Source organism: Jannaschia pohangensis, assembly GCF_900113875.1.
Taxonomy (GTDB): Bacteria; Pseudomonadota; Alphaproteobacteria; order Rhodobacterales; family Rhodobacteraceae; genus Jannaschia; species Jannaschia pohangensis.
Genome location: NZ_FORA01000002.1, coordinates 743,600 through 757,154, shown reverse-complemented (window position 1 = coordinate 757,154; position 13,555 = coordinate 743,600). Strand labels below are relative to the sequence as shown.

Annotated in this window: 13 protein-coding genes and 1 pseudogene; 6 read left to right on the top strand and 8 right to left on the bottom strand. The window is 64.3% G+C overall.

Translation table 11 applies throughout. The features are described from left to right. Nucleotides 1-16 precede the first annotated feature (16 nt). From BM002_RS10810 to BM002_RS10795, 4 genes are all read left to right on the top strand, one after another. A complete protein-coding gene (locus tag BM002_RS10810) occupies nucleotides 17-1,006 on the top strand; it encodes a DUF4123 domain-containing protein (protein WP_175484871.1) in 990 nt (329 codons plus the stop codon). Between the two features lie 3 nt (nucleotides 1,007-1,009). Further along, a complete protein-coding gene (locus BM002_RS10805) occupies nucleotides 1,010-2,803 on the top strand; it encodes a polymorphic toxin type 15 domain-containing protein (RefSeq protein WP_092780304.1) in 1,794 nt (597 codons plus the stop codon). Next, the gene (locus BM002_RS10800) at nucleotides 2,800-3,495 is read left to right on the top strand and encodes a GAD-like domain-containing protein (RefSeq protein WP_092780301.1); all 696 of its coding nucleotides are present in this window, start codon (nucleotides 2,800-2,802) and stop codon (nucleotides 3,493-3,495) included. The genes BM002_RS10805 and BM002_RS10800 overlap by 4 nt, the downstream gene beginning before the upstream one ends. A gap of 226 nt (nucleotides 3,496-3,721) precedes the next feature. Then, entirely contained in the window at nucleotides 3,722-4,417 is a 696-nt protein-coding gene (locus BM002_RS10795; RefSeq protein WP_092780298.1) for a GAD-like domain-containing protein, read from the top strand. A gap of 8 nt (nucleotides 4,418-4,425) precedes the next feature. Here BM002_RS10795 and BM002_RS10790 read toward each other — a convergent pair whose 3' ends face one another. The 7 genes from BM002_RS10790 to BM002_RS10760 all read right to left on the bottom strand — a co-directional run bounded on the left by BM002_RS10790 (nucleotide 4,426) and on the right by BM002_RS10760 (nucleotide 10,839). After that, nucleotides 4,426-5,310, bottom strand: coding sequence for a polysaccharide deacetylase family protein (locus BM002_RS10790; protein ID WP_092780295.1), 885 nt, complete (start codon nucleotides 5,308-5,310; stop codon nucleotides 4,426-4,428). Between the two features lie 2 nt (nucleotides 5,311-5,312). Further along, nucleotides 5,313-5,738, bottom strand: coding sequence for a nuclear transport factor 2-like protein (locus BM002_RS10785; RefSeq protein ID WP_092780292.1), 426 nt, complete (start codon nucleotides 5,736-5,738; stop codon nucleotides 5,313-5,315). An 18-nt stretch (nucleotides 5,739-5,756) separates the two neighbouring features. After that, nucleotides 5,757-7,214, bottom strand: a complete 1,458-nt coding sequence (locus BM002_RS10780; protein WP_245749214.1) for an amidohydrolase family protein — start codon at nucleotides 7,212-7,214, stop codon at nucleotides 5,757-5,759. 87 nt (nucleotides 7,215-7,301) lie between these two features. Further along, nucleotides 7,302-8,327, bottom strand: a complete 1,026-nt coding sequence (locus BM002_RS10775; RefSeq protein WP_092780286.1) for an ABC transporter substrate-binding protein — start codon at nucleotides 8,325-8,327, stop codon at nucleotides 7,302-7,304. 37 nt (nucleotides 8,328-8,364) lie between these two features. Continuing rightward, a complete protein-coding gene (locus BM002_RS10770; protein ID WP_092780283.1) occupies nucleotides 8,365-9,138 on the bottom strand; it encodes an ABC transporter permease in 774 nt (257 codons plus the stop codon). Nucleotides 9,139-9,147: 9 nt separating this feature from the next. Further along, nucleotides 9,148-9,999: an ABC transporter ATP-binding protein gene (locus BM002_RS10765; protein WP_092780280.1), complete on the bottom strand. Its 852-nt coding sequence runs from the start codon at nucleotides 9,997-9,999 to the stop codon at nucleotides 9,148-9,150. 177 nt (nucleotides 10,000-10,176) lie between these two features. Then, nucleotides 10,177-10,839: a TetR/AcrR family transcriptional regulator gene (locus tag BM002_RS10760; RefSeq protein ID WP_092780277.1), complete on the bottom strand. Its 663-nt coding sequence runs from the start codon at nucleotides 10,837-10,839 to the stop codon at nucleotides 10,177-10,179. 785 nt (nucleotides 10,840-11,624) lie between these two features. Here BM002_RS10760 and BM002_RS19090 point away from each other — a divergent pair. Then, nucleotides 11,625-11,747: pseudogene (locus tag BM002_RS19090) on the top strand (IS5/IS1182 family transposase); the annotation flags it as partial. Between the two features lie 317 nt (nucleotides 11,748-12,064). Here the strand turns inward: BM002_RS19090 and BM002_RS10755 are convergent. Beyond that, on the bottom strand, nucleotides 12,065-12,649 hold the full coding sequence (locus tag BM002_RS10755; protein ID WP_245749213.1) for a YceI family protein: 585 nt from the start codon (nucleotides 12,647-12,649) through the stop codon (nucleotides 12,065-12,067). 142 nt (nucleotides 12,650-12,791) lie between these two features. Between BM002_RS10755 and BM002_RS10750 the strand changes: the two genes are divergently transcribed. After that, entirely contained in the window at nucleotides 12,792-13,553 is a 762-nt protein-coding gene (locus BM002_RS10750) for an endonuclease/exonuclease/phosphatase family protein (RefSeq protein WP_092780272.1), read from the top strand. Nucleotides 13,554-13,555 lie beyond the last annotated feature (2 nt).

Below are 13,555 nucleotides of genomic sequence, written 5' to 3'. Positions count from 1 at the left end.
CATGCGGAGACAGTCGATGCCATCGCTGATATTCGAAGCGCGCGTCCCGAACGTCCTGCCTCTGACCGGATCGGCCGCGCAGATCTGCGAGCGTCTGTCCGACGCACCGCCCGGCGCCGTCCAGACGCTCTATGGGCCCGAGGCCCCGCGGAATGTCTTCCTCCTGGTGGATGCGACCTTGCGGGCCGAGGTGGCGGGGATCTTCGATCTCGACAGCATCGATCACCCGGCGCGTTGCCTGTTCGGTGGCGATGCGGCCGAAGACTACGGGGATGCCGCCCCCTGGATCGCCGATCTCTCCATCCCGGATCCGGAGGGCGATCTGGCCTTTCACCGCGACTTCTTTGCCCGCCACTGGGCCGCGGACAACAGTGTTCTGATCCAGACGGACGCGACCATGGGCGAGGTGCGGCGGCATCTGCGGCGGTTCACCAAGCTTCCCGTGCGGGATGACGGGCGTCGGCTGTTCTTTCGATTCTGGGATCCGCGCATCCTGCCCGATTTCCTGCGCATCATCGATCACGATGCCGGGCGGGCACGGCGGATGATGATGACCGACGATGATGTGCCACTAACCTATCTTGTCCGGACCGGCGACGATGTCGTGCAGTTTCGCCCCGATATCCCGGCCTGTGTCGCGGTCCCGGTGGCGCCCATGTACCTGAACCTCGCCGATTTCGACCCGATTTCCCGCGCCCGCGAGGCCGAGCGGAGGCAACGCATCGCGAACCGCATCACCGAGGATTTCCGCACGGAACTGGCGGGGCGAAAACCGGAGGAGATCGAACGGCTCGTCACCGCAGCCCTGCAACGCTTCGGCGCCTTCGGCTTTACCAGGCACGCGCATCTGCATTTCTTCGCTGTCTGGACGGTGCTTTATGGACTGGGCTTCGAAGAATATGATACGACCGGGAAATTACAGAAGATCTGTCGCTCCGATGCTCCGGAGGACGAGCGGTTTCGCGCATTTAGAAAATGGTTTGATACGTTCACATTGGAGGCCTGAGTCATGGCAGCCTTGCAACCGGGAGAGGCATCCCTGCGGTCCGAACGCAGCGCCTTTGCCGAAACCACACCAGACAGCCGCATTTGCACGGTCTGCCGTGGTCCCGTCATCGTTCGGGGGTATTACCGCGACCATTGGAACAGCCCGCTGACCCTGATGCCCCTGCGGGTGCAGGATGCCAACGGGATCGTGTTCGATGGCGATATCCACACCCAAGGACGCCTGAACTTCGCTCAGCAGGACGGCGATCTTCTGACCCAGGAATTGCGCGACTATCTGGGTCGCGTCGAGGCCGAGGATGCGCAACGCGGCGGCCTTCTGGTCGAGACGGTGGTCGAGGAGTCGGCAGAGCAGCAGATCGCCGACCTAGAGGCGCAGATCATCGCGGATCTGCGCGGGTTCGCCGCCACGATGACGACCCAGATCCAGCCTTGGATCGATGAATGGGAAGACTCCGGCTGGTGGGGTGTGGTGGGCACCTTCTTCGAGGGTGTGAAGAGCGGTCTGACAGCTTGGTGGGAAGGCGAGGGGGATTTCTGGGCCGCCGTGGGCGACTGGATCATGAACCTGCCGGACATGCTCGGCGATGCCTGGGACAGCATGTCCGAAGGGGCGCGGGCCCTGTGGGACAACAACCGCGCCCAGATCGTCGGCCTGCTCCAGTCGCTGGCCGAAGGCGCCGTCGATGCCTTCGAGCGGGGGATCGAGTTGCTGCGCGATGCGCTGGCCAATATTCCGGGGCTGGAGGAAATCGGCCAACTTCTGATCGACCTCGTGGACAACAGTGCGGAATGGGCCGGTGCGATGATCGAGGTCGCCACCCGGACACAGGTGATGCGCGTTCTGGGGGCGACGACCGTCGGCCTTCTGATGCTGATTCCGCCGACCTTCTGGGCGGATATCGTGGGCACGGCCAGCGGCTTCCTGATCCCCGAGGCGATCATCGCCATTCTGTTCCTCGTGGTGGCGGCCTTTACCGGGGGGACCGCCGGGGCCGCTCTTATGGTCCGGCTGACGACCTTTGCGATGAGCGTTGCGCGGCGCCTTCGGGCGGTCGGCCCGGCGGGCCGTGCCCTTGTGTCGATGTTCACCTTCCTGCGCGGCCTGGTCGACAAGATCGTCGACCTGGTCAGGGCCTTGTTCCGGGGCCGTCGGGAGCGGGCGGCCGGCCGTACCGATGCCGAGATTCCGATCGTCCGACAGGCGCGCCGCATGGACGTGGTGGAGCCGCGATGTTTCGACGCCGTCGGATATGCGCAGGACCGCGCCCCGAATGACCCAGCCCGACAGCGGGAGATCATGAGCGAATACGCCCGCCAGTTGCGCGATCAGCAGGCCGGCCTGAACGATCTGACGGTGGGGGAATACCTCGACGCGCGGCAGGCCTATAACACCTTGGGTCGAAGCGGGATAAGCAATGGCGCGGCACAGGAAGCGGCCCGCGAGGCCCTGTCTGGACAAATCAGTGAATCCATCGAGAACTCGCTTATCCGGGGTGGGATGGATCCGCTGGCCGCCGAAGCCGAGGCGATCCGGCGCGCGGGTGACGTCATGTCCAACCTCGCCGCTCTGCACGACCCCGACATGATTGCCGGCGGTCTTGACCGGATCAGACGGGTCGGCGATGCCGGCGTCAATTCATCCATCGGCGGGGGGTGGGGCAATCACGAAAGCCCCAACAGCCGCATCGCCCAACTCGACCGGGCCGCGCGGGAAGCGGCGGCCAATCCCGACATTGGCCGGAACGGACGCATGAACACCAGACTGCAACCTTGCACAGGGCGGGTACGGCCATGAGCGTCGCAAAGAACATCCCCGATTTCGTCAAACGCTACGGAGAGCCGAGTGTGCATGTGCCCGCCCCGCCCGAGGTCGTGGCCCGCCTTGCGCCGCATCTGCCCAAGGTGATGCCCGAGTATTGGCATCAACTGGGATTTTCGGTCTTCCAGAACGGCTTCTTCCAGATCGTGAACCCCGAAACCTATGCCTCCGCCGTCGTCGCCTGGATCAAGGACACGGAGCTGGCCGAGCTCGACACCTTTCACGCCGTCACCATGACCGCCTTCGGGGAATTGTACCTCTGGGGCGAGAAACTCGGGCGCCATTTCACCATTTCACCGATGCAGGACGGGCTGGTCGTCAATCGCGACAACAACGAAAAGGACATCGCAAGCGGCAAGGGCGAGGTCTTTGCCGAGATGACGTTCTTCCGGATCCGGCGCAAACCCGAGAGCCTGTCGGAGCGTCTCTTCGCCTCGGCGGTCAAGCGTCTTGGCCCGCTTGGACCCGATCAGATGTACGGTTTCGTTCCCGCCCTTCCGATCGGCGGCCAGATCGATGCGGACAACCTTCAGATCGTGTCGGCCCCCGAGCACCTGATGATGCTGGCCGGTCTGAGCGAACGTCCAGTGATCGGCTTCGACGACCTGGTGACCCGCGCCTATGGCAAGGCCGCCGTGGAGACGGTGAAGAAGGCGCTCGACGGCTGACGCATTGACGGCAGGCGGGATCGGAACCCTTCGATGACGATCTTGCCCCGGGTCTTTCCCGTCTCGAAAACTCGTCGATCGGTGGGAACTGGGGCGACTACCGAAGCCCGCACAGCCGGATCGCACAGCTTGATGCCGCCGCGCGCGAGGTCGCCGCGAATCCGGAGATCGGGCGCAACAGCCAGATGAACACGAGACTGGAACCTTGCAGAGGACGGGTACGGCGATGAGCACAGCGCGCGACATGGATTATTTTGTCGAGACCTATGGCCAGCCGACCGTACATGTGTCGGCCCCGTCCGCCGTCATCGACCGCCTTGCGCCGCATTTGCCCAAGGTGATGCCGGAGTATTGGCATCAACTGGGATTCTCGGTGTTCCAGAAGGGCTTCTTTCAGATCGTGAACCCCGAAACCTATGCGTCGGTGGTCGCAGCATGGATCAAGGATACCGACCTTGAGGCGCTGGACAGGTTTCACGCCGTCACAATGACAGCCTTCGGCGAAGTGCACCTCTGGGGCGAAAAGGTCGGCCGGCATTTCACGATCACCCCGTTGCAGGACGGCATGATCCTGAACCGCAGCAACAACGAAACGGACATCGCCACCGGCAAGGGTGAGGTCATGGCGGAAGGGACGTTCTTCCGGACCCCGCTGAAGCCGGACAGCTTTGCCGGAAAGCTCTTTGCCTCCGCTCTCGCGCGCCTTGGCCCGCTTGGACTCGACCAGATGTACGGCCTTGTCCCTGCTATCCCGATCGGAGGCCAGATCGATGCGGACAACCTCCAGATCGTGTCGGCCCCCGAGCACCTGATGATGCTGGCCGGTCTGAGCGAACGACCGGTGATCGGCTTCGACGACCTCGTGACCCGCGCCTATGGCAAGGCCGCCGTGGAGACGGTGAAGAAGGCCCTCGACGACTGACCGGCGGGTCAGGCGATCAGATCCGGGATCTTTGTGCGGCAGTAGTCGTGGATGTCGCCACTTCGGGTCAGCCAGATGTCGTCGCGGTGCGCGGCGATGTGGGTCAGGGCGCGGCGCAGGTGGCGCAAGCGGTAGGGTTGTCCGACCAGATAGGGATGCAGGGCGATGCCCATGACCAGCGGTTGGCCGACCGACTGGTCCAGCATCTCGTCGAAGTTGTCGATGATCATGTCCGCGAAGGCGACCGCCCCGTCCTTGCGGGCGACGATGGAGGGGATGTCGTTCACCTCCTGCGGATAGGGGATCGACAGAAGGCGACCGGCCGAGGTCTCCATCCAGATCGGCTGATCGTCCATGCACCAGTTGAGCGTATAGCCATAGCCCGCGGCGGCGAGCAGGTCGGGCGTCACCCGGCTTTCGGCGATCCAGGGCGACAGCCAACCCCTGGGCGCCACACCTTCGGCTTCGGTCAGAACCTCCGTCGCCTCGGCGATCAGCCGCGCCTCCTCATCCACCGGAAGGGTGCTCTGGCGTTCCGAATTTGTGCGCCCGTGGCCCACCACCTCGTCGCCCCGCGCCCGGAAGGCCGCCATGAGGTCGGGGGCGTAGTCGTACATCGCGCTGTTGGCCAGAACGCTGACCGGCATGTCGAGGGCATCGAACATGTCGCGCATCCGCCAGGCACCGACCCGGTTGCCATAGTCGCGCCAGGCATAGTTGAGGACATCCGGTTGCGGACCCCCGGGGGCGAGTTCCGCGCCAAGCCCTTCGCCAAAGGCGAAATGCTCCAGGTTCAGACCCACGTAGACGGCCAGTCGCTTGCCGCCGGGCCAGTGGTAATCCGCCCGATCCGTGATCGCCGAATAGGCATAGCGTCCGTGATCCGCGACCATGCTCAAAGTTCCGCCTCGGCCAGGCCCGCCTTGTGGAGCAGGATCTCGGCGCTGTCGTTCCAGACGTCCGTTCCCACGATCTTGCCTCCCCGGACGACGAATTTGTCCATGTAGCGATTGGTCTCGAAGGCCGTGCCGTCCTTCCATTCGCCGTAGAGATAGCCCGTGTTGTAGACGTGGACATCCCCGGTTTCGGGGTCGAGAGCCGCGTCGGTGCGCAGGAACCGCTTCTTGACCCAGGCATAGCGCTTGGCGTTGAAGGCGGAACTTTCGGCAGGGCCGGAAAACCGCCGCCCGCCGGTGAAGACCAGTTGGAAATCGTCGCTGACGTATTTCGACGCGCCTTCCGGGTCAGGGACCATGGAGCGTTCCAGATAGGCCTCCACGATGGATTTCGCGCGGGTGACGGGGTCGGGGGACTGGTCCATTTGGTCTTCCTCGGTCTGCTATGGGGCGGGGTGGGCCGCGCATTGGGCGCGGCAAAAGCTCCGGACGACATGGGACGCGGCTTCGTTCATCACGCGCACGTCCAGGGAGGCTGCATCTATGCGGGCGGCGGCGTCGCGGGCGCGGCGGCTCAGCTCGGCCTCGTCCAGCGTCAGGATGCGGTCGCCCGCCAGGACAAGGCGTCCGGCGATCATCACCTCGCGGAGGGCGGCGCCGGTTTCGGCCAGGACGATCTGATCCAGCGGGTTGCGCAGCGGGGTGTAGTGACAATAGCCCGCGTCCAGAAACAGAAGATCGGCGGCCCAACCGGGCGCGATGCGGCCCACGCGGTCAAGACCCAGAAGGGCGGCGCTGCCCTCGGTCGCCATGCGGAAGGCTTCGGTCACCGTCACCCAATCCGCCGGATCGGCGGTCTGCGCGCGGCTGAGGGTGGCGGCAAGGCGCATCGCCTCGAACATGTTCTGCCCGTCGGAGGTGTTGCTGGCATCGGTGCCGACGCCCAGTCGCACACCCGCATCGGCCAGCCTGCGCACCGGCGCGATGCCCGACCCGAGACGCAGATTGCTGAGCGGGTTGTGCGAAATGCCGGCGCCGTGCTGCGCCAGCAGGTCGCCCTCGGCCCCCGACAGCCAGACGCCATGCGCGCCGCTGAAGCGCCCGGACAAAACGCCCAGACGATCCAGATGGCCGGTCAGGGTGGTGCCGTATTTCCGCGCGGCCATGACCTGCTGCATGCGGGTTTCCGCCAGATGGGTCTGAAGCGGCAAGCCGTCCGTGGCCGACAGCGCCCCGCAGGCCCGCAGGAAGTCATCCGAGCAATGCAGCGGAATGGTCGGCCCAAGGCCGGGGCGCACCCGGTCGCGGGGCACGGGCCAACTGCCGAAGGCCTCTTCGCAGACCGCCATGATGTCGCGCCATGCGGGCAGGGAAAGGGCCGCGACGGCATCGCGCAGCGGTGGCTTGAAAGCGTCCAGAAGACCCGGAAGCGCCTGATATAGGGTCTTATCCGCGATCATCGGAGCCACCACGGCGCGCATCCCGGCGTTGTGATAGGCCCGCGCAACCGCATGGGTGCCCGCGACCGTGGGGCCGGGCAGCTCCACGAACAGATCGAAACAGGCGGTGCAGCCCTTGCGGATCAGCTCGACCGCCGAAAGTTCGGCGGCAAGGCGCAGATCGTCGACACTGCGCTGCGTATTGAGCCAGGCTGCGCCGGACAGGAAGGCCTCGAGCGTGAAATCGTCCGACACGCCACCCCGCCCGAGTGCGCCGTGGGAATGGGTGTGACCGTTGACCAGCCCGGGCACGATCAGCCGGTCGGCCACATCGACCCGCTCCGCATCGTCGGGACCGTCGCCCTGCGGCAGCAGCGCCGCGACAAGACCGTCGCGCACCAGAATGGACACCGCCTCGAACCGGTCATTGTCGACCAGAACACGCCCGCCTTCGAAAAGCATGTCACGCGATGGCATGGGTCCGGCCGGTCCTGAAACGGGAAAGGGGCGCGCCCCGGAACAGGGCCGGGGCGCGCGATATCGGGGGGATCAGTTGATCGTCACGGCGAAGGCGCGATCCTCGACCGGGGGCAGGAAGGACCGGTCGAAAATCTCGGAGGCCTCCGGCAGTCGCTCCAGCCCGTAGCCTTCGGCCACGATACCGATGGACCGCGTCAGACGCTCGTCCACCAGGTCGCCCATGCCGATCTCGGCGGTTTCGGGCGCGTTCATCAGGTTGGTCAGCGCAAAGACCAGCCGCGCGCGCTCCAGCTCTGGGTCGACCAAGTTGTCGAAGGCCATGATCGCCTCGACCGCGATATCCTGATCGGCCATGATCTCCAGCGTTGCCTTGTTGACGGCGCGCACCAAGCCCGCCACCGCTTCGGGGTTGTCGGTCAGAAGTTCGCGCGACACCATCAGGCCATTGGAATAGAGATCCATTCCGTAGTCCTCGAACTGGAACCAGTTGAAGTCGGCGGCGGGATCCTGGCGGTTTGCGATCAGGTTGAACCAGCTGGTGATGGTGAAGACGAAGGCTCCGTCGATGTCGCCGCGGATCAGCATCGGCTCCTGCAGGTTGGGGGCCATGTTCTCTTGGGCGACCTTGTCGATATCCACATCATTGAGGTTGGCGAAGACCGGGAACAGGCGCGTCGTCGGAGTGCCCTGGGCACCGCCCAGTTTCTTGCCCTCGAAATCTGCGGGCGTCTCGATGCCCGAGGTCTTGGGCGTCACGATGGCGAACGGCGGTCGGTTCCAGAGCTGATAGACCATGACCGGCGCTTCGCCCGGGCGGGCGGCGGCGTTCTGGATGATGGCGTTGATGTCGCCGAAGCCCGCGTCATAGGCCCCGCCCATGATCCGGGTGACGGTCGCCGCCGATCCTTCGCCCTGGTCGATGGTGACGTTCAGACCCTCGTCCGCGAAATAGCCCCGGCTCAGCGCCATCAGGAAGGGTGCATCGCTGCCTTGGGTCTTCCAGCCGAGCGTGAACCGGATGTCGGTCATCTGGGCCATGGCCGGGCCGAGACCCGCAACGAGCGCGAACGCGGCCCCGAAAAGAATGTGCTTCATGACGGTCTTCCTTGTGCTGAGGATTGGGGGGAGAGGATCAGGTGACGGCGATGTCGTTGCCGCGCGTGGCCCACCCGGTCACGCGCCGTTCGAGCAGCGAGAAAAAGGCGTAGAGCGCGACCCCGAGCAAGGCGAGGACGATCAGGCCCGCGAAGACAAGCGACACCTGGAAGTTGGACGAGGCCGTCATCATCACATTGCCGATACCCCGGTTGGACGCGACGGTTTCCGACAGGACGGCCCCCACGAAGGACAGGGTGATCGCGACCTTCAGCGAGGCGAAGAAATAGGGCATTGTGCGGGGCAGGCCGACGTTCCAGAGGATTTCCTTCTTGGACGCGCCCAGGGTCTTCAGCACATCCTCCAGATCGGGTTCGGTGGTGGCAAGGCCGGTGGCGATGTTCACCACGATCGGGAAGACGCAGATCACCATCGCCGTCAGGATCGCGGGCGTGGTGCCCGACCCGAACCACAGAACGAAAATCGGCACGACGGCGACCTTGGGGATGGACGAGAACCCGACCAGAAGCGGATAGGCCACCGCATAGGCCACCTTGGAGGTGCCCACGATCACCCCGAGCGTCACGCCGATCATCACGCCCAGAACAAAGCCCGTCAGCGTGGAATAGAGCGTCTGGAGGATATGCGGCCAGAGCACGGGGAACTTGACCCACAACGTCACGATGATCTCGGACGGGCGCGGCAACACCAGGTCGGACACGTTGAGCAGCAGGCACAGAACCTCCCACATCAGGAAGAATCCGAAGATCAGGGAAAACGACAGCAGGCGGATGCGGTTCTTTTCGGTCATCGGGGCGTCCTACTTGCGGACCTGGGCGATCAGCTCGCGCAGGCCCTGGGTCATTTCGACGAATTCGGGGCTGTAGATCATGCCGATGTCGCGCGGCTGCGGGATGTTCACGGCCTCGTCCGAGATGATGCGGCCGGGCCGCGCGCTCATCACGCAGATGCGGCGGGAGAGGAACCCCGCCTCGCGCAGGTCATGGGTCACCAGCAGCACGGTCGGCTTGCGGTCGAGATAGAGATCCTGAAGGATCTGCCACAGCTCCTCGCGGGTGAACTGATCCAGCGCGCCGAAGGGTTCGTCCAGCAACAGAAGGTCCGGCTCGTGGATCAGGGCGCGGCACATGTTGGACCGCTGGAGCATCCCGCCTGACAGCTGCCACGGATAGTGGCCCGCAAAATCCTTCAGGCCCACCTGTTCCAGAAGGGCATGGACCCGGTCCCGGAACGCGCCTTTGCGGTCGCGCAGATAGGTCTGCTTGAACGGGGCCACGATCTTGAGCGGCATCATCACGTTTTGCTCGATGGTGAGCCAGGGCAGCATGGTCGGGTTCTGGAACGCCATGCCGATACGCAATTCCTTGGCTGCCGCTTCCTTGCCGCCGACCAGCACCAGGCCCGACGACTGCTTGATGAGGTTGCTTACCAGCCGCAGGATCGTCGACTTGCCGCAGCCCGAGGGCCCGACCAACGCCACGAAGTCCCCGGACTCAAGCTTGAGCGAGGTCGGCGACAGGGCCGTGACGATGTTGTCCCCACTGCCGAAGACGACGGATGCGTCCTGAAGCTCGACCGCCGGGCGACGGTGAACCGGACCCGTGGGCGAAACGGTTTGATGCGGGGCGATGGCGTGCGCGTGACTGTTCATGCGCCCAACTACGCGAGGGCCGGGGGCAAGACGGAACCGCCTTAAGTAAATATTTGTTGAATTAATTTCAAAGCGCAAACAACGGGCGGCCCTGGCGGCTCATTGCACGTTTTTTCATCGGTACGACGGTGCGTCTCGCCCTGCCGCGGATTCCTTGATTCGGCGCTTCCCGGCGGGTCAGGTGGGCCGGGCGCCCAGATAGCTCAGCACCACATCGACCGCATGGGCCCGCCGCGCCGCCTGCCAGGCCGGATCGGTCAGGTCCTGACCCACCACCGTGCCGAGGGTCGCGGCGTTGTTGAGGTGATGCGCCGACAGGGCCACGATGGTCAGGTAGAGATGCACCGCGTCAGGCCGCCGCCGATACGCCCCGCTCTCCAGACCCCGGTCGATCATCCGGTCGATGGACGCGATCAGCGGGCGCGACATGTCGGGGATCTTGCTCGACTGCCGGATGTATTTGCCGTTCAGAAGGTTCTCGTTCCGGATCATCCGTACGAAAGTCGCGTTTCGGGCAAAGTAATCGAAGGTGAATTCCACCAGTTGCCGGGCCGCGTCCAGCGGGTCGCCATCGGTCAGATTCAGCCGCGCCTCCTGATTGCGGATCGACGCATAGACGCTGTCGAGGGCCGCGACATAGAGCTGCTCCTTGCTGCCGAAATAGTGGTAGAGCATCCGCGCATTGCACTTCGCGCCTTGCGCGATATGGCCGACCCGCGCGCCGTGAAACCCGTGTTCCGCGAACTCCTGCACCGCCACCTTCAGGATGAGCGCTTGCGTGCGGGCCGCGTCCCGCGACCGGATGTTCGGGGTTTCGGAAAGATCGTTCGACTGCGCCATGCCGGGCCTTTTGTTCTGTTCTGGCTCGCGGGTCGCTCTGGACGGCTCTCCGATCATCCCCAGAATGGCAGCCCGACCCCGCTTGGCAACCCATCAGCAGCCGCCGTCGCCTCGGTCAGCACGTCATTTACATATCGGGGTTCCGGGAGTCCCGCTGTAGCGGCGGGCCCAGCCATGCGGGCTTGCGACATATCCTCTATCCTTCTGACCAAGTTAAAAATCACGATGGCGCATGTGCAGGCTGGGATCGATGATCGACGGCGGATCAAGCGGAGGACGCCTGCGCGTGGAGCCTTTGCGAGGATCGCGCGGGAATTCGGTCGCACCACTCGACGATCGACCGCAAGGCCACCCGCAATCGATCCACCAACGGGGAGAATCTGCATCTCGACGGCTCCCAAGGCGCAGACGCACAGACGATGGCTTCGCCGCGAAGGTATCGGCCTCGCAAGCTGATGCGGACGCCAAAGCTTGTGACTTCGACCTCCTGACCTTCTGGCGCTGCCCGGGCTGGCTTGGTGCGATCCGATCGGACCGATGGAAAGCGCCGGGTTGGGCATGACGTCCTGGCTGAGGGCTCTGATTGGGTGTGCATGGCGCTGAACGACTGGTGCAAATAAATGCCCATAGCGCGTGCCCGCAACGTCGCTCGCTTCCAGAGGATGTGGGCGAGCCATCCATTGTCACACTGCAAGTGCCTGAGCTTGAGTTCGATACAGAGGGGCTCTGTTGCACAAATCCCGTCGGGGTTCCATCTCGTTGATCGAGCATGGTAATTCTGATGCATGAGCAGGCCAACTTCCCCGACCTACAAGACCAGGACCTGGCCGGCCTACACTGAAGCGCTCAAGCGCCGAGGCTCGCTGACGATTTGGTTTGACCCCGAGATGACCTGGGAAGCCTCGCCATAAGGCAAGCGTGGCCCTCGGCTGACCGCATGCGGGATCACTTCAAGCAGAAACTCCGGAACCTTGGACGACGCCATGGAAATGACCTCACAGATATCGCACGCTGCCATCAAGGTATCGCCGCAGCGCTTGTCCCAGAACCCCCGAAAGGGAATCAAAACGTTCAGTCGGCCTTTGACACGGCTGGACGGGGATCGAATGGCCAGCCTCAACTGTCTGAGACACAGCGTGGAATAGTCTGGCATGCGCAAGAAGCTGGGCACCGTGTTCTTCTGCAACGCCAGACACATACCTCCACTGGCGGGCGGCGGAGTTGGTCACTCCATCCGCATTGCCTCGGCTTCGATCAGCAGTTCCACCTCGTCTCCGACAAGGCCATTGTCGACGCCGTAGGTCATGCCGAAGTCACTGCGCATGAGGCTGCCACGGGCGGATAGGCCGAGGACGAAGCGCTTGTGCCCGAACGGATACTCACCCTCACCGACCAGCGAAACGTCCAGCGTCAATGGACGCGTTTCGCCGAGGATCGTCAGATCGCCCGTCACGGTGCCGGATGTGTCGTCGATGGCCTCGCCGCTCTGTGCGGTGAACGTGATCTGGGGGTGCGCATCGACGGCCAGGAAATCGCCGCTCCTGACATGCTGGTCACGTGCCTCGTTCAGGGTGTTCAGGCTGGCGGAGGTGACGGTGACCGAGACATCCGACAGCTCCTGCGTTTCCATGTCATAGACGAAACTGCCTGACACTTCTCCGAACAGGCCAAGAGTGTCGGCAAAGCCCAGGTGTTGAACGGTGAAGGCGACCGTGGTGTGGGCGGGATCAAGCTCGTACCGATGAGGTTCGGCGACGGCGGGGAACCCGATCAAGGCACAGAGGGCAGCACAGGGAAGGACACGGGACACGGGGAATTCCTTTCGGTTGGTTCGGAAGGCGATAGCGATGAAACTAAGCTGAACCCACCCGAGGGCAAGTTGTCGCGCCTGCCTTGTCAGTCTGGAGCGGCTCGCAGATGGTGGCGGGGTCGCCCGAGAGTTCAGGACACCCATGACAAGAGCCGACACCGCGCGCAGCTACGGCTGCGTGAGCTGGAATATTCACCGTGGGCGGGGCGCTCGTGGTCCGGTCGATCCAAGGCGGATCGCGGATGTGATCGCACAGGACATTGCCGCCACCGAGCCGGATATCCTGGCCCTGCAGGAAGCGGATGACGAGGACCCGCCCTATGGCGGATTTCTCGATCTGGAGAGGATCGAGGCCACGACCGGCTTGCGATGGATCCATGGCCCCCAGGACGCGCGGTGGGGGCCCAGGAGTCACGGCTTCCTGGGAAGCCTTCTGTTCGTTCATCCGAGTTTCGAGATTACACGTCTGAGCCTTGTCGACCTGCCGGGCCACTATCCGCGCGGCGCAGTCGTGGCCGAGACACGTCGCGACGGCAGGGACTTGCGGATCATCGCCACCCATCTTTCCCTGGCGCAGTGGTTGCGCGTTGTGCAGATGCGGACACTGGGCCAGCACATCGCACGCCATGCCCGGATGCGCACGGTACTGCTGGGGGATCTCAACGAATGGCGTCCCTGGGGCGGGCTGGCATTGTCACCGCGTTTCTTTGGCTCGAAGCTCCGGGGCGGGGTGGTCGCCAGCTTTCCCGTCGGGCGGCCCATGCTGCCGCTGGATCGTATCCTGGTGGACGAAGGACCGGACCCTACGGATCTGCGGGCGCTCGACAGCGCGACCATCCGCGCGGCCTCGGATCATCGGCCGGTAAGCGCCCGGATCAGCGCCACTACGTGCGGGTCGACGTAGAC